This is a genomic window from Pseudomonas sp. LRF_L74 (assembly GCF_965644255.1).
Lineage (GTDB): Bacteria > Pseudomonadota > Gammaproteobacteria > Pseudomonadales > Pseudomonadaceae > Aquipseudomonas.
In genome coordinates, this window is record NZ_CBFFRH010000002.1 from 207,812 (window position 1) to 229,527 (window position 21,716).

At 62.5% G+C, this 21,716-nt stretch carries 25 protein-coding genes; 16 read left to right on the forward strand and 9 right to left on the reverse strand.

Features of this window, described 5'->3' with window-relative positions; genetic code table 11:
• The first annotated feature begins 4 nt into the window (after nt 1-4).
• From ACSZPK_RS05850 to ACSZPK_RS05860, 3 genes are all read left to right on the forward strand, one after another.
• Nucleotides 5-361 (forward strand): hypothetical protein, encoded by a 357-nt coding sequence (locus tag ACSZPK_RS05850; protein ID WP_437880475.1) that lies wholly within the window; start codon nt 5-7, stop codon nt 359-361.
• A 127-nt stretch (nt 362-488) separates the two neighbouring features.
• A complete protein-coding gene (locus ACSZPK_RS05855) occupies nt 489-938 on the forward strand; it encodes a YcgN family cysteine cluster protein (protein ID WP_437880476.1) in 450 nt (149 codons plus the stop codon).
• 58 nt (nt 939-996) lie between these two features.
• A complete protein-coding gene (locus ACSZPK_RS05860) occupies nt 997-2,202 on the forward strand; it encodes a hypothetical protein (protein ID WP_437880477.1) in 1,206 nt (401 codons plus the stop codon).
• A gap of 37 nt (nt 2,203-2,239) precedes the next feature.
• Here ACSZPK_RS05860 and ACSZPK_RS05865 read toward each other — a convergent pair whose 3' ends face one another.
• The 4 genes from ACSZPK_RS05865 to ACSZPK_RS05880 all read right to left on the reverse strand — a co-directional run bounded on the left by ACSZPK_RS05865 (nt 2,240) and on the right by ACSZPK_RS05880 (nt 6,894).
• Nucleotides 2,240-2,707, reverse strand: coding sequence for an RNA methyltransferase (locus ACSZPK_RS05865; RefSeq protein ID WP_437880478.1), 468 nt, complete (start codon nt 2,705-2,707; stop codon nt 2,240-2,242).
• Between the two features lie 227 nt (nt 2,708-2,934).
• The gene (locus ACSZPK_RS05870; RefSeq protein ID WP_437880479.1) at nt 2,935-3,291 is read right to left on the reverse strand and encodes a YajD family HNH nuclease; all 357 of its coding nucleotides are present in this window, start codon (nt 3,289-3,291) and stop codon (nt 2,935-2,937) included.
• Between the two features lie 187 nt (nt 3,292-3,478).
• Complete coding sequence (locus ACSZPK_RS05875; RefSeq protein WP_437880480.1) at nt 3,479-4,777, reverse strand: TIGR01777 family oxidoreductase; 1,299 nt, start codon at nt 4,775-4,777, stop codon at nt 3,479-3,481.
• A 77-nt stretch (nt 4,778-4,854) separates the two neighbouring features.
• Entirely contained in the window at nt 4,855-6,894 is a 2,040-nt protein-coding gene (locus ACSZPK_RS05880; RefSeq protein ID WP_437880481.1) for a S9 family peptidase, read from the reverse strand.
• 95 nt (nt 6,895-6,989) lie between these two features.
• Here ACSZPK_RS05880 and ACSZPK_RS05885 point away from each other — a divergent pair, with 95 nt between their 5' ends.
• The 6 genes from ACSZPK_RS05885 to ACSZPK_RS05910 all read left to right on the forward strand — a co-directional run bounded on the left by ACSZPK_RS05885 (nt 6,990) and on the right by ACSZPK_RS05910 (nt 11,990).
• Nucleotides 6,990-7,490 (forward strand): MFS transporter, encoded by a 501-nt coding sequence (locus tag ACSZPK_RS05885; RefSeq protein WP_437880482.1) that lies wholly within the window; start codon nt 6,990-6,992, stop codon nt 7,488-7,490.
• A gap of 15 nt (nt 7,491-7,505) precedes the next feature.
• Complete coding sequence (locus ACSZPK_RS05890; RefSeq protein WP_437880483.1) at nt 7,506-8,285, forward strand: class II glutamine amidotransferase; 780 nt, start codon at nt 7,506-7,508, stop codon at nt 8,283-8,285.
• Nucleotides 8,286-8,288: 3 nt separating this feature from the next.
• Nucleotides 8,289-8,822 (forward strand): DUF2937 family protein, encoded by a 534-nt coding sequence (locus ACSZPK_RS05895; protein WP_437880484.1) that lies wholly within the window; start codon nt 8,289-8,291, stop codon nt 8,820-8,822.
• A gap of 114 nt (nt 8,823-8,936) precedes the next feature.
• A complete protein-coding gene (locus ACSZPK_RS05900) occupies nt 8,937-9,947 on the forward strand; it encodes a DUF2167 domain-containing protein (protein WP_437880485.1) in 1,011 nt (336 codons plus the stop codon).
• 385 nt (nt 9,948-10,332) lie between these two features.
• Nucleotides 10,333-11,517: a porin gene (locus tag ACSZPK_RS05905; RefSeq protein ID WP_437880486.1), complete on the forward strand. Its 1,185-nt coding sequence runs from the start codon at nt 10,333-10,335 to the stop codon at nt 11,515-11,517.
• Nucleotides 11,518-11,594: 77 nt separating this feature from the next.
• Nucleotides 11,595-11,990 carry a hypothetical protein gene (locus tag ACSZPK_RS05910; RefSeq protein WP_437880487.1) on the forward strand — a complete coding sequence of 132 codons (396 nt, stop codon included), beginning with the start codon at nt 11,595-11,597 and terminating at the stop codon, nt 11,988-11,990.
• A 58-nt stretch (nt 11,991-12,048) separates the two neighbouring features.
• Here the strand turns inward: ACSZPK_RS05910 and ACSZPK_RS05915 are convergent, their stop codons facing one another.
• Nucleotides 12,049-12,312 (reverse strand): DUF4404 family protein, encoded by a 264-nt coding sequence (locus tag ACSZPK_RS05915; protein WP_437880488.1) that lies wholly within the window; start codon nt 12,310-12,312, stop codon nt 12,049-12,051.
• Nucleotides 12,313-12,520: 208 nt separating this feature from the next.
• Between ACSZPK_RS05915 and ACSZPK_RS05920 the strand changes: the two genes are divergently transcribed.
• Entirely contained in the window at nt 12,521-13,219 is a 699-nt protein-coding gene (locus ACSZPK_RS05920) for an MlaA family lipoprotein (RefSeq protein ID WP_437880489.1), read from the forward strand.
• A 49-nt stretch (nt 13,220-13,268) separates the two neighbouring features.
• Here the strand turns inward: ACSZPK_RS05920 and pyk are convergent, their stop codons facing one another.
• Nucleotides 13,269-14,720 carry a pyruvate kinase gene (gene pyk, locus ACSZPK_RS05925; protein ID WP_437880490.1) on the reverse strand — a complete coding sequence of 484 codons (1,452 nt, stop codon included), beginning with the start codon at nt 14,718-14,720 and terminating at the stop codon, nt 13,269-13,271.
• 159 nt (nt 14,721-14,879) lie between these two features.
• Here pyk and ACSZPK_RS05930 point away from each other — a divergent pair, with 159 nt between their 5' ends.
• Complete coding sequence (locus ACSZPK_RS05930; protein WP_437880491.1) at nt 14,880-15,251, forward strand: tetratricopeptide repeat protein; 372 nt, start codon at nt 14,880-14,882, stop codon at nt 15,249-15,251.
• Nucleotides 15,252-15,376: 125 nt separating this feature from the next.
• Entirely contained in the window at nt 15,377-15,736 is a 360-nt protein-coding gene (locus tag ACSZPK_RS05935; RefSeq protein ID WP_437880492.1) for a PilZ domain-containing protein, read from the forward strand.
• On the opposite strand, the gene ACSZPK_RS05940 is transcribed toward ACSZPK_RS05935, so the two are convergent.
• On the reverse strand, nt 15,737-16,663 hold the full coding sequence (locus tag ACSZPK_RS05940; RefSeq protein WP_437880493.1) for a LysR family transcriptional regulator: 927 nt from the start codon (nt 16,661-16,663) through the stop codon (nt 15,737-15,739). It abuts the gene before it with no gap.
• 135 nt (nt 16,664-16,798) lie between these two features.
• Here ACSZPK_RS05940 and fpr point away from each other — a divergent pair, with 135 nt between their 5' ends.
• Entirely contained in the window at nt 16,799-17,578 is a 780-nt protein-coding gene (gene fpr, locus ACSZPK_RS05945; protein ID WP_437880494.1) for a ferredoxin-NADP reductase, read from the forward strand.
• Nucleotides 17,579-17,635: 57 nt separating this feature from the next.
• Here fpr and ACSZPK_RS05950 read toward each other — a convergent pair whose 3' ends face one another.
• Nucleotides 17,636-18,595, reverse strand: coding sequence for a LysR family transcriptional regulator (locus tag ACSZPK_RS05950; RefSeq protein WP_437880495.1), 960 nt, complete (start codon nt 18,593-18,595; stop codon nt 17,636-17,638).
• A 101-nt stretch (nt 18,596-18,696) separates the two neighbouring features.
• On the opposite strand from ACSZPK_RS05950, the gene ACSZPK_RS05955 reads away from it, so the two are divergent.
• The gene (locus tag ACSZPK_RS05955) at nt 18,697-19,446 is read left to right on the forward strand and encodes a sulfite exporter TauE/SafE family protein (protein WP_437880496.1); all 750 of its coding nucleotides are present in this window, start codon (nt 18,697-18,699) and stop codon (nt 19,444-19,446) included.
• A 2-nt stretch (nt 19,447-19,448) separates the two neighbouring features.
• Here ACSZPK_RS05955 and ACSZPK_RS05960 read toward each other — a convergent pair whose 3' ends face one another.
• Nucleotides 19,449-20,303, reverse strand: a complete 855-nt coding sequence (locus ACSZPK_RS05960) for a LysR family transcriptional regulator (protein ID WP_437880497.1) — start codon at nt 20,301-20,303, stop codon at nt 19,449-19,451.
• A gap of 101 nt (nt 20,304-20,404) precedes the next feature.
• On the opposite strand from ACSZPK_RS05960, the gene ACSZPK_RS05965 reads away from it, so the two are divergent.
• Nucleotides 20,405-20,647: a DUF1127 domain-containing protein gene (locus ACSZPK_RS05965; protein ID WP_437880498.1), complete on the forward strand. Its 243-nt coding sequence runs from the start codon at nt 20,405-20,407 to the stop codon at nt 20,645-20,647.
• A gap of 17 nt (nt 20,648-20,664) precedes the next feature.
• Nucleotides 20,665-21,582 (forward strand): DMT family transporter, encoded by a 918-nt coding sequence (locus ACSZPK_RS05970; RefSeq protein WP_437880499.1) that lies wholly within the window; start codon nt 20,665-20,667, stop codon nt 21,580-21,582.
• Nucleotides 21,583-21,716: the final 134 nt, after the last annotated feature.

A 21,716-nucleotide genomic window follows, 5' to 3' on the forward strand; every position in this document is an offset into this window, starting at 1 on the left:
CAGCATGTCGCAAGCACATACATTGGCCGATCTGGTCTTCGCCCGGAATACCCAGAGCTCGCTGGTCGAGTACCTGAAGAGCGAGGCTCGCCACGACGATCCGCTGGTCATCGCCGCCATCGGCGATCTGCAGGTCCGCATCGATGCCGCCGACGCCTTGTTGCAACGGGTCGCCCGCGCACCGGGCGCACCCGTCGAGGCTCGTTTGGCGAGTGCCGAGGCTGCCCGGCTGGCGTCCGAACTGCACACGGAACTGACTGGACGCCAGGCGGCCAGGCCGCTGGTGGAAGAGCAGGAGGCGCCGTTGTTCAGCCAACGCCGGGCGCTGGGCGATCATTATCTCAATGGCGAAGCCATCTAAGGCAGCTCGAGGTGGGAAGCGAGCGCTTGACGTGCATGCTTCCCGCGAATAAACCAACTGTCGCCCACGCTTGGCCGTCCTCGGCCTTGTCGTTAGACTGCCGGCCTTTTCAGCTCGTAGCTCCGTCATGGCCGCCAACGTCGAACCCTTCTGGAAACGCAAGACACTCGTTCAGCTCGACCGCGAAGAGTGGGAGTCGCTGTGCGATGGCTGCGGCCTGTGCTGCCTGCAGAAGCTGGAAGACGAAGACGACGGCAGCGTTTATTACACGCGCATCGCCTGCAAGCTGCTGGACCTCAAGACCTGCCAGTGCAGCGACTATCCCAACCGGCGCCAGCACGTTCCCGATTGCATCCAACTGACGCCGGCCCAGGCTGACCAGTTCCAGTGGCTGCCGCCGACCTGTGGCTATCGCCTGGTTAGCGAGGGCAAGGACCTGCCGCGCTGGCACCATCTGGTCTGTGGCGACCATGACGCGGTGCACCACGCGCGCATTTCCCAGTCGGGGCGCATGCTCAGCGAGAGCAGCGTGGCCGAGGAGGACTGGGAAGACCACCTGATTTTTCGCGCCGGTTGAGCCAATTCGCCGCCGCGCTTGTCGAAATGCCAACAGACCCTTGCATGGAGCTTTCGCAATGCCCGTTCGGCTGTCATTGATCTGCGCTGCGTTATTCGTCAGTACCCCACTCTGGGCGGCGAAGAAAGTCGACCTGGACTATCAGGTGCGCTTTCTGCCCGCCAGTGGCCAGGCTGAGGTCAGCCTGGTGTTGGCGCGTGGAGAGGTGGTGCGTGAACTGGCGTTCAACCTGGGCGACGACGGTGCCTACAGCGATTTCATCACGCAGAACGGGCAATGGCATGGCAGCACCTGGAAACCTGGCAAGGGTGCCGCGACCCTCAGCTACAAGGTGCGCATCGATCATCAGCGCGAATCCGGCGGATACGACGCGCGGATGACGCCCGACTGGGCCTTGCTGCGTGGCGACGATCTGGTGCCGAGTGCGCGCCTGGTCAGCGCCGAGAAGGTCGATCTGGTAACGCGCTTGCAATTCGAGCTGCCCAAGGGCTGGAAAAGTGTCGAGACCGGCTGGCCGCGGATTGGCGAGAACCGCTTTCGCATCGACAACCCGTCGCGGCTGTTCGAGCGCCCGACCGGCTGGATCGTCGCCGGCAAGCTCGGCAGTCGCCGTGCCCACCTGGGCAATACCGATGTCACCGTGGCTGCGCCGGTGGGCGAGCACATGCGGCGCATGGATGTGTTGACGATGCTGACCTTCGTCTGGCCCCAGGTGCAGGTGGTGTTTCCTCGCGAGCCGGCCAAGGTGCTCGTGGTCGGTGCGGGCGAGCCGATGTGGCGGGGCGGCCTGTCGGCCTCGAATTCATTGTTCCTGCACAGCGACCGGCCGCTGGTCAGCGAGAACGGCACCAGCCCGCTGGTGCATGAACTGGTCCATGTGTTCAGCCGTATCCGCGACCGTGACCGCAGCGACTGGATCAGCGAGGGTATCGCCGAGTACTACGCCATCGAACTGGTGCGCCGTGCGGGTGGCATGAGCGAGGATCGCTACCAGGCCATCAACAAGAAGCTTGGCAAGTGGGGCAAGAAGGTCGATACCTTGCGCACCGAGAACTCCACCGGCCCGACCACGGCGCGTGCGGTGTTGTTGCTTCAGGACCTGGACAAGGAAATCCGCAAGGCCACCGACAACCAGCGTTCCCTGGATAACGTGGTGCAGGGAATGATGCGTCTGGAGGAGGTCAGCACCAAGGATTTCGTCACCCTCAGCGAAGATGTGATGGGCAGGAAGTCCGCGGTGCTCGACAGCAAGCTGTTGCGCTGATGCCTGGCGAGGCGTGGCAGGCGAGGGCGATACTCGATCAGAACTGCGGTCCCGAGCGGGTTTTATTGCCTTTGGCCAGACGGTCGTAGAGCACCACGTTGACCGTGGCAGCGAGGTTCATGCAACCGTTGGTGGGGATGTAGACGGTCTCTTCGCACCATGCGCGGATCTCCTCGTTCAGCGAGCCATCTTCCGGGCCGAAGATGTACAGCGCGCGGTCCGGGTGGGTGTAGGTGGGCAGCGGGCGGGCATCCTCGACCAGCTCCACCGCCACCGGCGTGCAGCCGAGCGGCAGGATGCGACGCAGGTCATCGATGTTGATCAGCGGAATGTCCTGGTGGACTTTCTTGGTGTCGGTGACGAAGTCCTTGGCCCGGTCATAGCGGGTGCCGGTGTAGAACACCGAGGCGACGCCATAGCAGCCAGCGGCGCGCATGACGGCGCCGACGTTTTCCGGGGACTTCGGATTGAACAACCCGATGCAGGCATAGCGTTTGTTGGCCACGAGGCGTTCTCGCAAAAAGCGGCGATTATACGGGCTGTAGGCGTTTCAGGTGGGATGGCTGATTTGAGGCAAGAGCGGACGTTCGTGCGATGGCCGTTATTACTCGGTGTATTTAGCCGTCATTCCCGCGAAGGCGGGAACCCAGAAGCGCTTTTTTATTTGGGTTCCCGCCTTCGCGGGAATGACGGAGGAATAACGAACGTCCGCAATTACCTCGAAGCTTCCCGTCAGTTCTTCTTCAGCAGGCTGGCCAGATCACCGAAGGCCTTGTAGGTCGACTTCGGCCCCTGCGGCGTGGCGGTCGAACCCTCGGAGAAATATTGCTGGTCGGTGTAGCGGGCGTGCTCGTTGTCGTGGCAGTACAGGCACAGCAGCTCCCAGTTGGAGCCATCCTGGGGATTGTTGTCGTGGTTGTGGTCGCGGTGGTGCACGGTCAGTTCACTCAGGCGCTTGCCGGAAAACTCGCGGGCGCAGCGGCCACAGACATGCGGGTACATGCGCAGGGCTTTCTGCCGATAGCCCTCTTCGTCGTTCTTGCGCGCTTCGGCGATCAGGCGATCGACCTTGCTGGTGTCATTGCTCATCGGGGACCTCATCGGGGCGAACGCTGTGGTTCGCATGCAGGCAGAATAATACGCAAGCCGTTGCGCAGGTAGTCTGCCAAGCGTGTGCTACTGTTCTTCGTTCTGCTGTCTGTTCTCAGCCCTTGGTCGTTGGCCAATGACTTGCGACCTACGCCAGTACAGGGATCGTCCATGAGACCCTGACTGATCAGGCCAAGTCTCGCAGCGCCGAATCGAGCTGCGCGTGGCGGAATACGTAGCCGTGTTCGAGTAACTTGGTGGGAACGACGCGCTGGCCGCTCAGCAGCACCTCATCGGCCATCTCGCCGACCAGCAAGCGCACGAGCGGGCCAGGTAGGCGCATTTGCAGAAGTGCGGTTCGGATATGGGGCTTGAGCGTCTGGGCGAAAACCGCATGGGTGACTGGGTTGGGGGCGGTGAGATTGACCGGGCCGCTGATATTGGGCGAGGCGATCAGCAATGCGCAGATGTCCAGTACGTCGTCTAGGTGAACCCAGGGCATCCACTGTCGACCGCTACCCAACTGCACTGCCACGCCGGCATCGAAAGGTATCCTCAACGCCTTCAGTGGGCCTCCGTTTCGTCCGAGTACGACTCCGATGCGTAACAGGCAGACACGCATGCCAAACGCTTCCATACACAGGGCATGTTGCTCCCACTGATGGCAGAGCTGATGGGAGAAACCGTCCCGTCCTGGGCTTTTCTCGTCGAGTTCTTCATCTTGCCAGTGACCATAAAAACCGACTGCGGAGCCGTTGAGTAGTACTTGAGGTTTGTCTTTCAGCCGTTCGACCAGTTTCAGCAGGCTATCAGTGATCTCTAGCCGGCTTTGCAGGAAGCGGCGTTTGCGTCGAGCGTTCCAGCGGCTGCTCGCGAGTGGCTCGCCAGCCAGATTGACGATGCAGTCGATGCGTTCATCGTCTGCTATCTGCGCCAGATCGGTGATGCAGGTGGTCCGGCCATGAATGCCGCTCAGGTTGGCCGGGTCACGGGTCAGGATCAGGACCTCGTGGCCCTGGCTGCTCAATGCGTTGGCCAAGGGGCTGCCGATGAATCCCGTGCCACCGGTCAGCAAAATTCGCAGACGCTGCTGGTCGTTCAAATAGCGCAATTGCAACACGGGCGCAGGTGAACGGCGAGGGCGCAAAAAGAGCAACGGAATGGCAATCGACAGGGCCGCTGCGCTGTTCAGATAGACGTGCATGGCCAGCCCGAAGTAAGCCGAGATGCCGCTGTCGAGCACGCACCAGAGCAGCAGTGCGCCGTACAGCGCAGGTTTGATTATCCTGTGGCCATGCCGGACATACAGCGTGACCAGCACGCACAGGAGCAAGCCCCAGCTCGCTACCGTCGGCCCGAACAGGCCGACCATGGTGCGCAGCAGGTGGTCCTGGGCTGGTTCTGGAGTCTCGACGCCGAAGCTGGCGTAGAGCTGCTGGAAATAGCCGTCGGCGATCGGCAGGTGGACGGCGAAGGCCAGCAGCACGCCTAGGAGCACGTGGCCGAGTCCGACGGCCAGCAGCCAGCGATGAAGCCAGGTGTTCATCCTTGATGGGTTCCTTTTCAGATTCGTCCCAGCACCTTGAGCAGGAAAGCCTGCTCCAGGGCCACGTCCTTGAGTGCCTGATAACGGCCGCTCATGCCGCCATGGCCGGCGCCCAGCTCGGTCTTGAGCAGCAGCAGGTTGTCGTCGGTACGGCTGGCGCGCAGCTTGGCGACCCACTTGGCAGCTTCCCAGTACTGCACGCGGCTGTCGTTGTAGCCGGCCACGACGAGCAGGGCGGGGTAGTTCTGTGTACGTACGTTCTCGTAGGGCGCGTAGGCTTTGATCCGGGCATGTACCTCGGCGTCGTTCGGATCGCCCCATTCGTCGTATTCGGTCACGGTCAGCGGCAGGTCTGGGTTGAGCATGGTATTGAGCACGTCGACGAACGGCACTTCGGCGATGGCGGCGGCGAACAGTTCCGGGCGCTGGTTCAGTACCGCGCCGATCAACAGGCCGCCGGCGCTGCCACCGCTGATCGCCAACTGCTGCGAGCTGGTGTAGCTCTCGGCGATCAGGTGTTCGGCGCAGGCGATGAAGTCGTCGAAGGTGTTCTGCTTGTGTTCCAGCTTGCCGCCGCGATACCAGGCTTCGCCCAGCTCGCCGCCGCCACGCACGTGGGCGATGGCGAAGACGAAGCCGCGCTCCAGCAGGCTCAGGCGCGAATGGGAGAACCAGGGGTCGAGGCTGGCGCCATAGGCACCGTAGCCATAGAGGTAGAGCGGGGCGGGCTGGCCGAGTACGTCACGCCGGGCGACCAGGCTGATCGGTACCTGCGTGCCGTCAGCAGCCGTGGCCCAGAGGCGGCGGCTTTCATAGGCGTCGGCATCGAACGGGCCTTCCACCGGGGTTTCCTTGAGCACGACCTGGGTGCCTTGCGCGAGGTCGAGCTGACGGACCTGGGCCGGGCGGTTCAGGGCTTCGTAGCGCAGGCGGATCGCCGGGCTGTCGAACTCCAGGCTGTCCTGAACGTGCAGGCTATAGGCGGCATCGGGTAATTGAACCCGATAGGCCGGTTGGCCTTCGGGGTACACGTCGATGATCGGCAGGCCGCGTTCGCGCAGGCTGACGGCGAAGGCGCTGGCGTTGAGGGTAAAACCGTCGAGCATGCGCGCCGGATCGTGGGCGATCTTTTCCTGCCAGGCTTCGCGCACAGGCACTCGGTCGCCGGGATGGGTGTAGAGGGCGAAGTTGATGCCGCTCTGGTTGCTGCGGATGAACCAGGTCCAGGCGCCGTCCAGCTTGCCGTGGTCGACGTCGTACTCATGCGCGTCTTCGCGTGGTGCCACGCACTGGAAGCTGTCTTCGGGACGGTCTGCGTCCAGCACCCAGGATTCGCTGGTGGTCTTGCTGCCCAGGGAGAGGATCAACTGGCGCTCGGAGCTGGAGCGATGGCAACTGAGGAAGAAACGCCCGTCGGCTTCCTCGAAGACCTGCTCGGCCTCGGCCTGGGCCTGGCCGAGGCGCAAGCGATGCAGGCGGTGCGGGCGATGGGTGTCGTCGAGGGTGGCGAAGAACAGGGTCTGGCTGTCGTTGGCCCAGGTCAGGCTGCCATCGCAATCGTCGAAGGGCAGGGTGGTCAGGCTGCCGTCGCGCAGGTCCTTGACGAACAGGCGGTAGACTTCGTCGCCCGCGGTGTCGAGGCTGTAGCCCAGCAGGTTGTGGTCCGGGCTGATGGCGAAGGCGCCCAGGGACAGGAAGCCGCCATCGGCCAGGGCGTTGGGATCGATCAGCAGGTGCTCGGCGCTTTCATCGACCGTCAGCGAACCGTCGGCCGGACGCGGACAGCGGTAGTGGCGCGGGTATTCGTCGCCTGCCGTGGTGCGCTGGTAGTACAGCCAGGGGCCCCAGGGCGTGGGCAAGGACAGGTCGGTCTCGCGGATGCGTGCCTTGATTTCCTGGAACAGGGTTTCCTGCAGTTCGGCCTGCTCGGCCAATTGTTCATCGAGGTAGGCGTTTTCCGCCTCGAGGTAGGCAAGAACCTCGTCGCTGTCGCGTTGCTCCAGCCATTGGTAGGGATCGGCTGTGGCGTCTCTGCGGGCGATGGGGGCTGTGCTCATGCGGTGCTCTCGACTGATGGGCGACGGCGGGGGCGCCGGGCCGTGGAAAAGCCGCTATCATAAGCGCCCCTTCGCCGGCCAAGCCACGAACACGCATGAACGAACAAGACTATTTGATCGCCTGGGGTGCCTATGGCATCGCGGCACTGGGCTGCCTGCTGGTGTGGATGCGCATGACCGGCTGGATCTGGCGCTGGCTGCGCGAGCCGCTGCGGGTGATCGTCGCGGTGTTGCTGTTTTCGCCGATTCCGCTGCAGACCGAGCAGGGCAGCGAGCTGTTCGCGCCGGCCATTGCCGCGACGGCGCTGGACATTCTGTTCAAGTCCGACACCAACGCCTGGCGGGCCCTGGCCGACATGGCCCTGTATTGCCTGATCGCCCTGTGCGTCTGGCTGCTGTTCGCGGCGATCCGCTGGCCTATAGAACGCTGGTGGCAGGCCCGTCATCCCAAGGCTGCCCAGCGAGTCGAGGCGCCAGAGGACGAGCCGACCCTGCGCGAGGTCATGGAACGCAAGCAGTCGCGCTACCAGGATGAGGCCGAGACCCGGATCGACGGCCGTGGCGATCGTCGCCTGCGCATCGAACCTCGTCTGTAAGCCCGGAGCCTGGTCATGTGCGAGCTGCTTGGCATGAGTGCCAACGTCCCCACCGATATCGTCTTCAGTTTCACCGGGCTGATGCAGCGCGGCGGCGGTACCGGCCCACACCGTGACGGCTGGGGCATCGCGTTCTACGAGGGGCGCGGGCTGCGCCTGTTCCAGGACCCGAGCGCCAGTGTCGATTCCGAGGTGGCGCGGTTGGTCCAGCGCTACCCGATCAAGAGCGAAACGGTGATCGGCCACATTCGCCAGGCCAACGTCGGCAAGGTCTGCCTTAGCAACACCCACCCGTTCGTGCGCGAACTGTGGGGGCGCAACTGGTGTTTCGCCCATAACGGCCAGTTGCCGGGGTTCGCGCCGCAGCCCACCTTCTATCGTCCGGTTGGCGATACCGACAGCGAGGCGGCGTTCTGCGAGATGCTCAACCGGGTGCGCGGCGCGTTTCCCGAGCCGGTGCCGGTGGAAGTGGTGCTGCCGGTGCTGATCCAGGCCGCCCAGTCGTTCCGCGAGCTGGGCGTGTTCAATTGCCTGCTCAGCGACGGCGACTGGCTGTTCGCCTTCTGCTCGACCAAGCTGGTGCAGATCACCCGGCGGGCACCTTTTGGCCCGGCGCGGCTCAAGGATGTGGACGTGATCGTCGATTTCCAGGCGGAAACCACGCCCAACGACGTGGTCACCGTGATCGCCACCGAGCCTTTGACCGATAACGAGCGCTGGAACCTGTTCCAGCCCGGCGAATGGAGCCTGTGGCGACGCGGCGAGCGGGTCGCCAACGGCCAGATGGGAGTTTGAGGGATGTTCAGAAGCTACGTGCGACTGCTGGCGTTCGGCCTGGGGCTGCTGATCGGTGTCCAGGTGCCGGGGTTCATCGACGACTATGCGAAGCGGGTGTCGGCGCACCAGGCCGAGTCCGAGGAAGGGCTGAAAGGCTTTCGCGAGACGGCTCATCGCTTCTTCCAGGATGACCTCGATGCCCTGGTCGCCCATTACCGGGCCAGCCAGGACGAGGTGATGAGCAGTGACGCGGCCAGCGTCGAGCGCTTGGTCAAGCGCGAGGAAATGCTCGAGAACGAATGGCTGGCCATGCAGGGGTCCTGGTATCGCCAGATCGTCCACCTGCTGACATCCGCCGATGCCACGTTGTTGCAGGAAACCCGCGAGGCCTACACCTACCAGGTGCTGCTTTCGCCCGATGCCATCGCCTGGGCCCTGGGTTTTGCGCTGGTCGTCGCCTGGCTGATCGAACTGGTCGTACTGGCCGTGGGCTGGACCCTGGGTTTCAATCGCAAGCACCGCCTGGTCAAGTCCGAAGAGCGGCCCTGGCGTTAGTCGACAGACAAGAACTTGTCGAGTTTGTATCCAAAGGTTGCGCCAGATCGCCGAAATATCCTGTAAAGGATGGTAGGGTACGGTTTTTCAACCCACCGACGTTCTGGAGTACCGATGTCGATCAAGGACCTGATCCTGGCCGGGCTGCTTGCCTGTGCCATGCCTGCTGCACATGCCGCCACGCCCGTCGCCTCCGAGCCTGAGGCCGCCACCGCCGCCGAGGAAGGCAGCGAGCAGGGCGAAGAATTCGATGAAGAGGCATTTCTCGACAGCCTGAATTTCCGTACTGGCAAGATCGTGCTGGGCAACGACCTGGCGACCCTCAACCTGCCTGCCGACTATGTATTCCTTGACGGTGCCGATGCCGAGCGCGTGCTGACCGAGGCCTGGGGCAACCCGCCGGACGAAGAGGCGCCGTTGGGCATGGTGTTGCCGGCCGGCATCTCGCCGCTGGAAGCGCAGTCCTGGGCGGTGACGGTCGAGTACGAGGAGAGCGGTTACGTCTCCGACGAGGATGCGGCGTCCACCGACTACGACGACATGCTTGCCGACCTCAAGCGTGAAACCAGGGAAGACAACAAATGGCGTGCCGAGAACGGCTACGAGTCTGTCGAGCTGATCGGCTGGGCGGACAAGCCGCACTACGATGCCGAGGGCAAGAAACTGCACTGGGCCAAGGAAGTGCGTTTCGGTGACAGCGATGTCAACACCTTGAACTACAACATTCGTGTGCTGGGCCGCAAAGGCGTACTGGTGCTGAACTTCGTCGCCGGCATGGATCAGTTGCAAGAGATCAAGCGCAACGTACCCACCGTCCTGGCCATGACCGAGTTCAACCAGGGCAGTCGCTATGCCGATTTCAATCCGGACATGGACAAGGTGGCTGCCTATGGCATCGGCGCGCTGATCGCCGGCAAGGTGGCGGCCAAGGCCGGCCTGTTCGCCATGCTGCTGGTTCTGTTGAAGAAGTTCTGGATCATCCCGCTGCTGATCATCGGTTGGCTGGGCAAGCGCCTGGGCTTCAAGAAGAAACAGCCAGAGCCGCAACCGGACCCGCAGCCCGCTGCACCGGCTAGCTCCTCCGCGCTGGACCTGAACAAGCACGAGCCTGACCAGAAGCCCTGACAGCGGCTTTCGCGAGTCACGAGCAACGCCGCTTCTCCCTCGGGGAAGCGGCGTTTCTATTTGCGAGCGTGGTCCGCAATGAGGCAAGAGGAATTCTGGAATTGGTGGTCCGGCGGCGTTCCGCTGGAGCCAACCAGTCTGCGTTGCAAAAAGCGAAGTCGAACGCCCGGAGCAGCTCCAAAGTAGTGCATCTCCGTCCCCAGGCGTACGACCTCCCGCTGCCTTCGAACGAGCGCCTTGGGCATTGCTACGGCGCAATCTCTTTGGCGCGCACGCAAAGCAGGGGGCTATTGCGCCCAAGGCAGCGTATGGCCGTAGCGGGTGGCTTCGAATAATCCCTCCGACGCGACTGCTGGGTCAGTCGTTCCATGCATCGGAGAGCGCAATGAACAACAACAAGATCGCCCGCCTCAAACTTCTACCTCTTTCCATCGCCGCCGCCCTGGCCTGTGGTGCCGCGCAACAGGCCAGCGCCGAGATCATGCTGTACGACAAGGATGACACCACCTTTTCCACCGATGGCTACATCAATGCCTTCTATGTGAATACCAAGGTGGATCGCGAGGGCGAGCAGTTCGACCGGCGCCAGTCGCGAGTGAAGATGGGTTTTCTGCCCAACTGGCTCGGTTTCAACTTCGGCAAGCAGATGGACGACCTCAAGCTCGGTGGTCGCGCTTCGTTCTGGGTGACCATCAACGACAGCGAAACCAACGGTACCGATACCGCCATCGACGTACGCCAGTTCTACGGCACCGTGAGCAATCCGGAGTGGGGCGAGGTGCTGGTGGGCAAGGACTTCGGCCTGTTCGCCCGTTCCAATATCTTCCTCGACGAGTTGCTCGCCGGTTACGGCAACGTCAGCGATACCCTGGGCCTGGTGGATGGCAACGGTGTGTCCTTCGGCAACATCGGCACAGGTTATCCATACCCATTCCCGACCTCGCAGATCACTTACCGCAATAACAACCTGGCCGAGGGGCTGCGTTTCGCCATCGGCATCATGGACCCGGTCGACACCAACGACGACAGCGCCGCGGGCAAGGCCTACCAGGACCAGCCACGCTACGAATCGGAAGTCAGCTACCAGTTCGACCTGGGCGGCGCGACGATCTACTCCTGGCTCAACGGCGCCTACCAGACCTCGTCGAACACTGACGACAACGTCGACGACGTGACGTCCAAGGGCGTTGGCTACGGTGTACAGGCGAAGGTCGCCGGTTTCTCGGTGACGGCTTCGGGTTTCCAGGCCAAGGGCATCAACCCGTTCTTCACCAACAACCTGGGCGAACCGACCTTGCGTGACATCGACAGCGATGGCTACCTGCTGCAGGGTTCCTACACCTTCGGCAAGAACCGCGTGGCGCTGTCCTATGGCAAGACCGAGGATGACGGCAACGGCCTGGGTGTGGCGGCGGACTACGAGACCCGCGGCATTGCCTATTTCCGCACGATCAACGACAACCTCAAGCTGGTGGCCGAGTACAACCAGTACAAGATCGATGCCGCCAGCGGCAGTGGTCTGAACGAGGATAGCGACACGCTGGCCGTGGGTGCCGTACTCAGCTGGTAAGAACGCCAGGATCAGCGACTGCCGAAGGGGACGCATGAGCACGTCCCCTTTGTCGAATGACAAGAAAGGACGTCACCGTGATTGGACTCTGGAATACCCACGCCCAGGTTTTTCTCCTGTGGCTGGCCGTCGGAACTACCTTGGTCTTCGCCTTGCCGATCTTTTGCGTGCCGCTGACATGGGCGCGCCTGATGGGCTGGGCGATCCCCGCCGAGACGCACCTGGCCATCTATTTTGGTCGTTGCCTGGGAGCTTTCATCCTCATCGTCGAGGTGCTGATGCTACGCGCTGCGCTGACCGGCGAGGCACTGCTTGCCACCTTCGAAGTGCTGGGCGCAGTCGCGGCCATGATGATCGTTGTACATATTCATGGGGCACTGCGGCGCATCCAGCCATTGAGCGAGACCCTGGAGATCGGCTTCTATGGCGGCATGCTGTTGATGGTCTTGCTGTTCTGGCCAGGCCTGTCGTGAAAAAGGTGTGATGCTCCACTTCAGGAGGGTCGAGGCCCTCCTTTTTTGTGTCGAAATGTCAGATTCCCATGTTGGCCAGGCTTTGCAGAATATTGCGCAAGGTGCCGGCAAGCGTCGGATGCTGGCTTTCGAAGCGCTCCACGGCCAGGTTGACGCCGTCGACCAGCGTGGCGTCGGGGTCACTCGCCAGCTCCTTGGCCAGCTTCAGGTCGATTTCCTGCATCAGTTCCAAGAGTGCCGCTCGGTCCTCGGTGTCCAGGGGGATATCTGTTGCTATCTGTTCGCGCAGTTCACGCAGTTGCGATTGCAGGCGTTCGGGCATGATGGTTTCCTTCCGTTGCAGAGAATTGACTGACCTTGGGGGGCAAGGTTCGCCTCGTTTCATTGCAGCGTACTGCAAATTTCCCCGTAGGCGTTGATCCACGCTATCAATGGCTTTTTGCTGCGCGTGGCATGTACTGCTGTTTATACTTCGCGGCCAATGGTCGGGTACTTCCGGCCGCTCCAGATGATGTGGTGGGAGACTGCAAATGAGCCTGACCGGTGCTAGCTGGGTCGAACGAATCAGCCGCCTGTGCGCCGTGGCCGTCCTGACTGCCCTGCCGGGCATGGCGGCCGCCGAGGATGACCCGTGGGAGTCGTTCAACCGCCCGGTGTTCCGTTTCAACGATACGGTCGATACCTATGCCCTCAAGCCGGTCGCCAAGGGCTACCAGGCTGTGACGCCGCAGTTTCTCGAAGACGGCGTGCACAACGTGTTCAGCAACATCGGCGATGTCGGCAACCTGGCCAACAACCTGCTGCAGGGCAAGGTCCACGATGCCGGCGTCGACACCAGCCGCTTGATCTTCAACACCACCTTCGGCCTGTTCGGCTTCTTCGACGTGGCCAGCAAGATGGGCTTGCAACGCAGCGACGAAGACTTCGGCCAGACCCTGGGTGCCTGGGGCATCGGTAGCGGGCCCTATCTGGTCCTGCCGCTGCTCGGGCCGAGCACGGTGCGCGATGCGACGGCGAAGATTCCGGACAGCTTCCTCGGGCCTTACCCGTACATCGACCATGTGCCCACGCGCAACGTCACCCGTGGTGTCAATGTGATCGATGCCCGTGCCAGCCTGTTGCAGGTCGAAAAACTGGTCAGCGGCGACAAGTACATCTTCATTCGCAATGCGTATCTGCAAAGCAGGGAATACAAGATTCACGATGGCGATGTGGTGGACGATTTCTAGCCATCGTAGCGCATAGAAAAAAGCCCGCTTTCGCGGGCTTTTTCATGCATCACACCATCGGATCGCCGACATGCAGGATCTTCATGGTATTGGTGCCGCCGGTGCCGTGGTAGCTGTCGCCCTTGGTCAGGATGACCCAGTCGCCGGGCTCGACCACGCCGCGTTGCAGCAACTCGTCCACCGCTGCCTGGCTGACTTTGTCGGCCGGGTAGGCGAGTGGGTCGAACGGCACCGTGTAGACGCCGCGGAACAGGGCCACGCGTGCCTGGGCTTCACGGTGCGGGGTGAAGGCGTAGATCGGGATCGACGAGCGGATACGCGACATGATCAGCGGGCTGTAGCCACTCTCGGTCAGGCTGATGATCGCCTTTACGCCGGGGAAGTGGTTGGCCGTGTACATGGTCGCCAGGGCAATGCTTTCGTCACAGCGCTCGAAGTTGAAGCCGATACGGTGGGTCGACTTCTTGCTGGTCGGATGCTTCTCCGCGCCCAGGCAGACGCGTGCCATGGCCTGTACCGCTTCCAGCGGGTATTCGCCGGCGGCACTTTCTGCCGAGAGCATCACGGCATCGGTGTAGTCCAGGGCGGCGTTGGCCACGTCGGAGACCTCAGCGCGAGTAGGCATCGGGCTGTGGATCATCGACTCCATCATCTGCGTTGCGGTGATCACGGCTTTGTTGTTGCGGCGCGCGTAAGCGATGATCTTCTTCTGGATGCCGACCAGCTCGGCGTCGCCGATTTCCACGCCGAGGTCGCCACGCGCCACCATCACGGCATCGCTGGCGCGGATCAGGTCGATGAGTGTCTTGTCATCGGCGACCGCTTCGGCGCGTTCGATCTTCGCCACCAGCCAGGCAGTGCCGCCCGATTCGTCACGCAGGCGGCGGGCCAGGTCCATGTCCGCCGCGTCGCGCGGGAAGGAAACGGCCAGGTAGTCGACTTCCATCTCGGCGGCCAGCTTGATGTCGGCCTTGTCTTTTTCGGTCAGGGCCGGGGCGGTGAGGCCTCCGCCACGACGGTTGATGCCCTTGTTGTCGGACAGCGGGCCGCCGATCAGCACGCGGCAATGCAGCTCTTCAGCGCCTTTGAGCTCGACACGCATGACCACGCGGCCATCGTCGAGCAGCAGTTCATCGCCAACGTCGCAGTCCTTGATCAGGTCTGGATAGTCGATGCCGACCACCTCCTGGGTACCCGCGGTGCGTGAATGCGTCGAGGAGAGGCGGAAGCTGTCGCCTTCCTTCAATTCAATGCGTTTGTTCTCGAATTTCGAGATGCGGATCTTCGGGCCTTGCAGGTCACCGAGCAGGGCGACGTGGCGTCCATGCTTGGCCGCCAGCTCGCGGACGAGGCGGGCGCGGGCCTTGTGCTCGTCGGGCGTGCCGTGGGAGAAGTTCAGGCGAGCGACATCGAGCCCGGCGAGGATCAGGCGTTCCAGGATTTCCGGAGCGTTGCTGGAAGGGCCGAGGGTAGCGACGATTTTGGTACGACGCAGGGTCATGCGGTAACTCCATTTGCAGTGCGTAGCGGGAGGCTACTACGGCCTTGTACTGTAGTCATGGTTACTTTTCACTACTTTCAGTGCGTGGTGGATGTACTCGTGCACGACTGAAGATTTTTTCCGGGCGGTCGATACAGCGTCCATATGGAGGAGTTCGACATGCGCATCCCTGTTCTGCTTGGCCTGCTGATCGTCACCGCAGGCTGTTCCCGTATCACCCTGGATACCCATCTGGACGCTGCCTACCAGTTTTACGACCAGGGCAATTGCGAGCAGGCGATCCTGGAGTTGTCCCGTGCCGAGCGTTCGAGTCGCTCGCGCAATTACATCCAGCCGGAGATATCCATGCTCCGAGCCCAATGCCTGGAGCGCCAGGTGCTGTACGTGGACGCGGCGCAGATCTATCAGTTCATCGTGGCCCGCTACCCGACCAGCGAATACGCCTACCGGGCCAAGGCGCGGCTCGATACGTTGCAGCAGTTGGGGCACCTCAATGCGAGCGCGGCGAAGGCGTTGCCTGCGCCGCTCTGATGCTCCCGGTGGCGATGCGCCATGCGGCCGTCTGTCGTTCGATGTGGACAGGCGAGGCGATTGAGTGTTGGCATTCGGGCAGGTCTCGGGCCATACTCGATCATCCTTTGTAGCGAATTGCCATCATGCACGTCCAACGCCACATCGATCGCCATCTGCTGCCGTACTACCTGAAAGTCTTCAATCGCATCACCGATAAACCGATGGGCTACATCGGCAATGTCTCCCTCGATGGGCTGATGCTGATCAGCCAACTGCCGATGCTGGTCAACGCGCGTTTCGACATGCGCCTGAAGATTCCCTGCCATGAAGGCCAGGTGCGCAACATCGACTTCTATGCCACGTGCCAGTGGAGCCGGGAAGACGTGACGCCCGGTAGCTACGACTCGGGTTTTTCCCTGGTGGCACCGCCGCCGGAATACGTCGAGATGGTCGAGGCCCTGCGTCACTATTTCAGCTTCCGCCCCATGCAGGCGTCTGCCTGATCAGGCAATCGACGGCAGCACGATCTCGTCGCTACGCTTGACGCCTTGCGTCAGTTCGCGGCATTGCTCGAGAAATTCGCGCATCGCCGCCGTCTGGTATTTCTGCCGATGCCAGATGAAGTAGAACTGCCGGCGCAGGTCGATATCCGGCGTCTCCAGGGGCACCAGGCTGCCGCGGCGAAAGGCATCGCGCAGGGCCAGGCGTGAGATGCAACTGATACCCAGGCCCGATTCCACGGCGCGTTTGATCGCTTCCGTATGCTCCAGTTCCAGGCGAATGTTCAATGGCGTCGGATGATGACGCATGGCCTGGTCGAAGGTGCGTCGCGTGCCCGAGCCCTGTTCGCGCAGAATCCACGCCTCACGGCTGAGTTCGTCCAGGGATACCTGCGGGCATTGCGCCAGCGGGTGATTGGGCGCGCAGAACACCACCAGATCGTCTTCCACCCAGGGCTGTACCTCGATATCGGGATGCTGGCAATCGCCTTCGATCAGACCCAGGTCAAGTTCGTAATGGGCAATCTGTTGCACGATCTGTTGCGTGTTGTGCACGTGCAGGCGCACCTGGCACTCCGGGTGGCGCTGCATGAAGCCGCCGATCAGCAGGGTCGCGAGGTAGTTGCCGATAGTCAGGGTCGCCCCAACGTCCAGCGAGCCGAAGCCACTCTTGCCGTTGAGCACGTCCTCCAGCTCGCGCGCCTGATCGAGCAGGGCGACGGCCTGTGGCAGCACCTGCCGGCCCAGCGCATTGAGGCTCAGGCGCTTGCCGGCACGATCGAACAACTGGCAGCCGGACTGTCGTTCGAACTCGGTGAGCGAGGTGCTGGCGGCCGACTGCGACAGGGCCAGGGTTTGTGCGGCACGCGATACGTTGCCCTGTTGGGCCACGGCGACGAATACCTGCAACTGACGGAGAGTGAATCGCATATCTATATAACCGATAACCTATATCTTGATAATCCAGTTAACAGATATTCTCGCGATCTCTACAATACCGCGCAATATTGCGTCTCATCTCCGGATGGGGCCTGGCGCCATTCAATAGCGGAGCTCCATCGAGTCATGAGCAACCTCAATTCCGAACGCGTAATCAGCGTTCATCACTGGAACGACACGCTGTTCAGCTTCAAGTGCACCCGCGATCCGGGCCTGCGCTTCGAAAATGGCCAATTCGTGATGATCGGCCTGAACCAGCCCAACGGTCGTCCGCTCATGCGCGCCTACTCCATCGCCAGCCCGAACTGGGAAGAGAACCTGGAGTTCTTCAGCATCAAGGTGCCGGATGGCCCGCTGACTTCCCAACTGCAGCACCTGAAGGAAGGCGACGAGATCCTCATCAGCAAGAAGCCCACCGGTACACTGGTGCTCGATGACCTCAACCCCGGCAAACACCTGTACCTGCTCAGCACCGGCACTGGCCTGGCGCCGTTCATGAGCGTGATCCAGGACCCGGAAACCTACGAGCGTTTCGAGAAAGTGATCCTGGTCCACGGCGTGCGCTACGTGAATGAAGTCGCCTACCGCGAGTTCATCACCGAGCACCTGCCGCAGAACGAATTCTTCGGTGAGTCGGTCAAGGAAAAGCTGATCTACTACCCGACCGTTACCCGCGAGCCCTTCGAGAACCAGGGTCGCCTGACCGACCTGATGCGCAGCGGCAAGCTGTTCGACGACATCGGCCTGCCCCCGATCAACCCGCAGGATGACCGTGCGATGATCTGCGGCAGCCCGAGCATGCTCGACGAGACCAGCGAAGTGCTGGACAGTTTCGGCCTGAAGGTTTCCCCGCGCATGCGCGATCCGGGCGACTACCTGATCGAGCGTGCCTTCGTCGAGAAGTAAGCGCTATCGATTCAAGAAACGCCCCGCCCTGTGCGGGGCGTTTTCATTCAGGCGCCATCAGCTTGCGTGGGACCAGCGCCGCTGCAGGGCGGTGTCCCAAGGCGGCGGGTGACCGAAACGCCCGCCGAGAAAGGCCAGCAGCAGGCGCACGCGCGGGCTGGTTTCCCGTTCCAGGCGCAGGGCGTAGACGCTGCCTGACTCGACCGCGGGCAGCCCGTCATCGCAGAACAGCGGTAGCAATTCACCGCGCAACAGGTATTCGCTGGCCAGCCAGGTGGGGAAATGGGCGATGCCCAGGCCGTTGAGTGCGCCATGCAGCAGGGTTTCGCAGTTGTTGCTGGTCATGCGCAGGCGCCGGGGGCGACAGAGCTGCAACCTTCCGTCGACATCGAAGCGCCAGGCGTGGGTCGGCGACAGGTTGTCCCAGTCCAGGCCGTCGTGCTCGGCCAGCTCCAGTGGCGAAAGGGGTGTGCCACGCAGGCGCAGATAGTCCGGGCTGGCGCAGGCGATGCGGCTCATGGAGGCCAGCGGCGTCGCGATGGCACGGCCGCCCGCTGGCGAGCCAATGCGGATCACCAGGTCGACCTTGCCCAGGTTGTCACCTTCCAGGTCGATGAAACTGTCGATCAGGCGCAATTGCACGTCCAGTCCCGGATTGACCGCCAGGAAGTCGGCGATGGCCGGTGCCAGATGCCGTCGGCCGAAGGGTGTTGGCGCATCGATGCGTATCAAGCCTTCGGGCGCGCTGCTCAAGGAAACCGCCTCGGCCCGGGCCAGGTGCAGTTCGTTGAGAATACGCCGGCTGCGTTCGGCGAAAGCCGCGCCTGCCGTTGTCGCGCGCACGGCATGGGTGGTGCGTTGCAACAGCGCCACGCCGAGCGCCTGTTCCAGTTTGTCCATGCGCCGCGCTACCGCCGATGGCGTCAATTGCTGGCTACGCGCCGCTGCCGAGAAGCTTCCGCACTCGAGAACCGTTAGGAACAAGCCGAGCTGGTCACTGATCTGACGGGTATTCATCCTGTTCTCTTTGCGTAAATGGCATAGCCATTTTGCTTGCTTGTGCGTTTCCGTGCCAGGCAGCGTTCCTTAGCATGGGCATCTCAAACGGAGACGCCTGCATGTTGTGGACTGATGTACTGATCTATTTCGTTCTGGGGCTCGGCCTTGGGACCTTGGGTGGACTGTTCGGCATCGGCGGCGGGCTGATCGCCATTCCAGTGCTTGGGGTGTTCTTCGGTCTGGACCAGCATCTGGCCCAAGGCACCGCATTGGTGATGGTGGTACCCAATGTGTTGCTGGCGATCTGGCGCTACAACCAGCGCAATCGCATTGCCTGGCGACAGGCGGCAGCGTTGTCGCTGCCGGCATTCTTCATGGCCTGGGGCGGCGCGACGGTTGCGGCGAATCTGCCGGGAACCCTGATGCGCTACGGTTTCGTGCTGTTCTTGCTGGCGCTGGCGGCCTACAACGGTTGGCGCCTGTATCGCCCTGTGGCAGGTGTCAGCGAGCGTGTGCCGACGACCAGCCAACTGGGCGTGCTTGGATTTTGCAGCGGCATATCGGGCGGTTTGTTCGGTGTCGGCGCCGCGGTTGTCGCGACGCCAGCACTGACCAGCATCTTCGGCCTCAGCCAGGTGGTGGCCCAAGGGCTTTCATTGGCCATGGCGCTGCCAACGACCTCGGTCGCTCTCGCCACCTTCGCCGCTCATGGGCAGGTCGCCTGGATCACTGGGCTGGCCCTGGCGGCGGGTGGGTTGCTGAGTATTTCCTGGGGCGTGCGCATCGCCCATGCCTTGCCGGATCGCCTGTTACGCAGCCTGTTTTGCGGTTTTCTGGTGGTGTGTGCGATTGGCTTGTCGTTACGCTGAAGTCACAAGCGAAAGCCCTCGACGATATGCTCGGCGAGGGTGTCGGTGACCTGCGACTGGGTCTGTGAATTGCGTAGCAGCACGATGCTGGTCATCGGCAGCGCCGGCATGCCTTCGGTCTCGCCGATGATGCGCATGTCCGGGGTGATCAGGCTGTGCAGTTGGGCCGTGACCGCCAGTCCGGCACTGACCACGGCGAAGATCGCCGACAGGCTGGGGCTGGTGTAGGCAATGCGGTAGGGCTTTTCCGCGGCATCCAGGGCATTGCAGGCCCAGGCCCGGCAGAAGCAATCGGCGTTGAACATCGCCAGCGGCATCGGCGACTGTTCGTGAGGGGCGAAGCCAGCCGCTTCGGCCCAGACGAAATGCTCCTTGCGTAGCAGTTGGCCAATCTCGCGCCCAGGTTCGCGGGTGACGATGGTCAGGTCCAGATCCTTGCGTTGCAGCAGCATTCCCGAGGGCTCGCAATGTACTTCCACCTGGACCAGCGGGTAGGACTGGGCGAAGCGCGACAGGATGCTTGGCAGAAAACGCATCACATAATCGTCCGGCGTGCCGATACGTACCGCGCCGACCATGTGCGGCTCGCGCAACGTGTTGAGCACTTCGCCGTGCAGCTTGAGAATGCGCCGTGCGTAGCCGAGCAGCACTTGGCCCTCTGGCGTCAGTCGTACCTGGCGCCCATCGCGTTCGAACAGCGGGCGCTGGATCACGTCGTCCTCCAGGCGTTTCATCTGCATGCTCACCGCTGACTGGGTGCGATTGACCGCTTCCGCCGCGCGGGTGAAGCCTCCGCAGTCGGCGATGGCCACGAAGCTGCGCAGCAATTCCGTGTCGATGCTGGGATAATGCGCCATTCATCAATCCCCGAGATGGATTGGATAAGGAAGATTCGTTGGATTGATGTTAATGCCGACGCGAGACTGTCGCCAGTCCCTATTGAGAGGAGGGCGACGGAATGGAAAGGCAGCGTGGCTTCATCGGCAATTTCCAGCGCTTGCACCCGCGTGCTCCGGCTGCCAGCCGGTTGCGCTGGTGGTCGCTGTTGATCGTTCGGCTGCGGCGCTGGCGCGAGCTTGCCAGGCAGCGTCGCGACCTGGCGATGCTCGGCGCCGACCTGCAAAAGGATCTGGGCTTGTCGAGAGCGGACATCATCAACGAAAGTGAGCGGCCGTTCTGGGATGATCCGCTCGAAGATTGAGTCTGTTGGAGTGAATGATGGTGGTGGTACGCAAGGGAGCCGACGGTTTTCTGGTTGGGGTGATGGTGCTGCTGTGTGCGATCTGGGGCATGCAGCAGGTGGCGATCAAGCTGGCTGCGCATGACATCGCGCCGGCTTTGCAGGTGGCCCTGCGTTCGGGGGTCGCCGCTGTGCTGGTCGGGTTGTTGCTGGCGTGCAAGCGCGAGTGGCAGGGGCATCTGGCGGGAACCTGGCGTGGCGGGGTGCTGGCCGGTGTGTTGTTCGCCCTGGAGTTCTTTTTCATCGCCTTGGCCCTGATGCATTCTTCGGCTTCTCATGTGGCGGTGTTTCTGTATACCGCGCCGATATTCTCTGCCCTCGGCCTGCACCTGCTGTTGCCCAGCGAGCGCCTGAATCGTTTGCAGTGGTCCGGCATCTTCCTGTGCTTCCTTGGCATTGCCCTGGCTTTCGGCGGCAACGGCGAATGGGACGCCAGTATGTTGCTGGGCGATCTGTTCGGCCTGTTGGCGGGCATGTCCTGGGGCGCTACGACGGTCGTGGTGCGTGGCTCGCGTCTGTCCGAAGCGCCAGCGACGTTGACGCTGTTCTATCAGTTGCTGGTCGCCGTGGTGCTGTTGCTGGGCTATGCCCTGTCCACCGGGCAGATGGCCGTCAACTGGACGCCAATCGCCATCGGCAGCGTCCTGGTGCAGGGGGTGGTGGTGTCGTTCCTCAGCTACTTCGCCTGGTTCCTGCTGCTGCGCCGTTACCTGGCCTCGAACATGGCGGTGCTGTCGTTCATGACGCCGCTGTTCGGCGTGACCTTCGGTGTGCTGATTCTCGGCGAGCCGCTGACGCTGAACTTCGTCTGTGGCGCGATCATGGTCCTGCTGGGCGTGCTGCTGGTCAGCAGCCATGCCTGGGTGCGCAAGCGGATTCTGCGCCGGCTGGTCTAGGCGGCGCGGTCATTGGCATCGCCGTAGAACCTGGCCTGGGTTTCCGAGCGGCGGTAGGGCGGGCCGGGCGGCGTTCCGCTCTGGCCCGGCAATCGAGAGTGTCGCCGATCGACTGTTTCCACAGGCTTTTCGGT

Bases quoted from the DNA above. Each gene is read 5' to 3' on its own strand.
- ACSZPK_RS05850 (WP_437880475.1), top strand. From the start codon at position 5: ATGTCGCAAGCACATACATTGGCCGATCTGGTCTTCGCCCGGAATACC.
- ACSZPK_RS05855 (WP_437880476.1), top strand. From the start codon at position 489: ATGGCCGCCAACGTCGAACCCTTCTGGAAACGCAAGACACTCGTTCAG.
- ACSZPK_RS05860 (WP_437880477.1), top strand. From the start codon at position 997: ATGCCCGTTCGGCTGTCATTGATCTGCGCTGCGTTATTCGTCAGTACC.
- ACSZPK_RS05870 (WP_437880479.1), bottom strand. From the start codon at position 3,291: ATGAGCAATGACACCAGCAAGGTCGATCGCCTGATCGCCGAAGCGCGC.
- ACSZPK_RS05880 (WP_437880481.1), bottom strand. From the start codon at position 6,894: ATGAGCACAGCCCCCATCGCCCGCAGAGACGCCACAGCCGATCCCTAC.
- ACSZPK_RS05885 (WP_437880482.1), top strand. From the start codon at position 6,990: ATGAACGAACAAGACTATTTGATCGCCTGGGGTGCCTATGGCATCGCG.
- ACSZPK_RS05890 (WP_437880483.1), top strand. From the start codon at position 7,506: ATGTGCGAGCTGCTTGGCATGAGTGCCAACGTCCCCACCGATATCGTC.
- ACSZPK_RS05895 (WP_437880484.1), top strand. From the start codon at position 8,289: ATGTTCAGAAGCTACGTGCGACTGCTGGCGTTCGGCCTGGGGCTGCTG.
- ACSZPK_RS05900 (WP_437880485.1), top strand. From the start codon at position 8,937: ATGTCGATCAAGGACCTGATCCTGGCCGGGCTGCTTGCCTGTGCCATG.
- ACSZPK_RS05905 (WP_437880486.1), top strand. From the start codon at position 10,333: ATGAACAACAACAAGATCGCCCGCCTCAAACTTCTACCTCTTTCCATC.
- ACSZPK_RS05915 (WP_437880488.1), bottom strand. From the start codon at position 12,312: ATGCCCGAACGCCTGCAATCGCAACTGCGTGAACTGCGCGAACAGATA.
- ACSZPK_RS05920 (WP_437880489.1), top strand. From the start codon at position 12,521: ATGAGCCTGACCGGTGCTAGCTGGGTCGAACGAATCAGCCGCCTGTGC.
- pyk (WP_437880490.1), bottom strand. From the start codon at position 14,720: ATGACCCTGCGTCGTACCAAAATCGTCGCTACCCTCGGCCCTTCCAGC.
- ACSZPK_RS05930 (WP_437880491.1), top strand. From the start codon at position 14,880: ATGCGCATCCCTGTTCTGCTTGGCCTGCTGATCGTCACCGCAGGCTGT.
- ACSZPK_RS05935 (WP_437880492.1), top strand. From the start codon at position 15,377: ATGCACGTCCAACGCCACATCGATCGCCATCTGCTGCCGTACTACCTG.
- ACSZPK_RS05940 (WP_437880493.1), bottom strand. From the start codon at position 16,663: ATGCGATTCACTCTCCGTCAGTTGCAGGTATTCGTCGCCGTGGCCCAA.
- fpr (WP_437880494.1), top strand. From the start codon at position 16,799: ATGAGCAACCTCAATTCCGAACGCGTAATCAGCGTTCATCACTGGAAC.
- ACSZPK_RS05950 (WP_437880495.1), bottom strand. From the start codon at position 18,595: ATGAATACCCGTCAGATCAGTGACCAGCTCGGCTTGTTCCTAACGGTT.
- ACSZPK_RS05955 (WP_437880496.1), top strand. From the start codon at position 18,697: ATGTTGTGGACTGATGTACTGATCTATTTCGTTCTGGGGCTCGGCCTT.
- ACSZPK_RS05960 (WP_437880497.1), bottom strand. From the start codon at position 20,303: ATGGCGCATTATCCCAGCATCGACACGGAATTGCTGCGCAGCTTCGTG.
- ACSZPK_RS05965 (WP_437880498.1), top strand. From the start codon at position 20,405: ATGGAAAGGCAGCGTGGCTTCATCGGCAATTTCCAGCGCTTGCACCCG.
- ACSZPK_RS05970 (WP_437880499.1), top strand. From the start codon at position 20,665: ATGGTGGTGGTACGCAAGGGAGCCGACGGTTTTCTGGTTGGGGTGATG.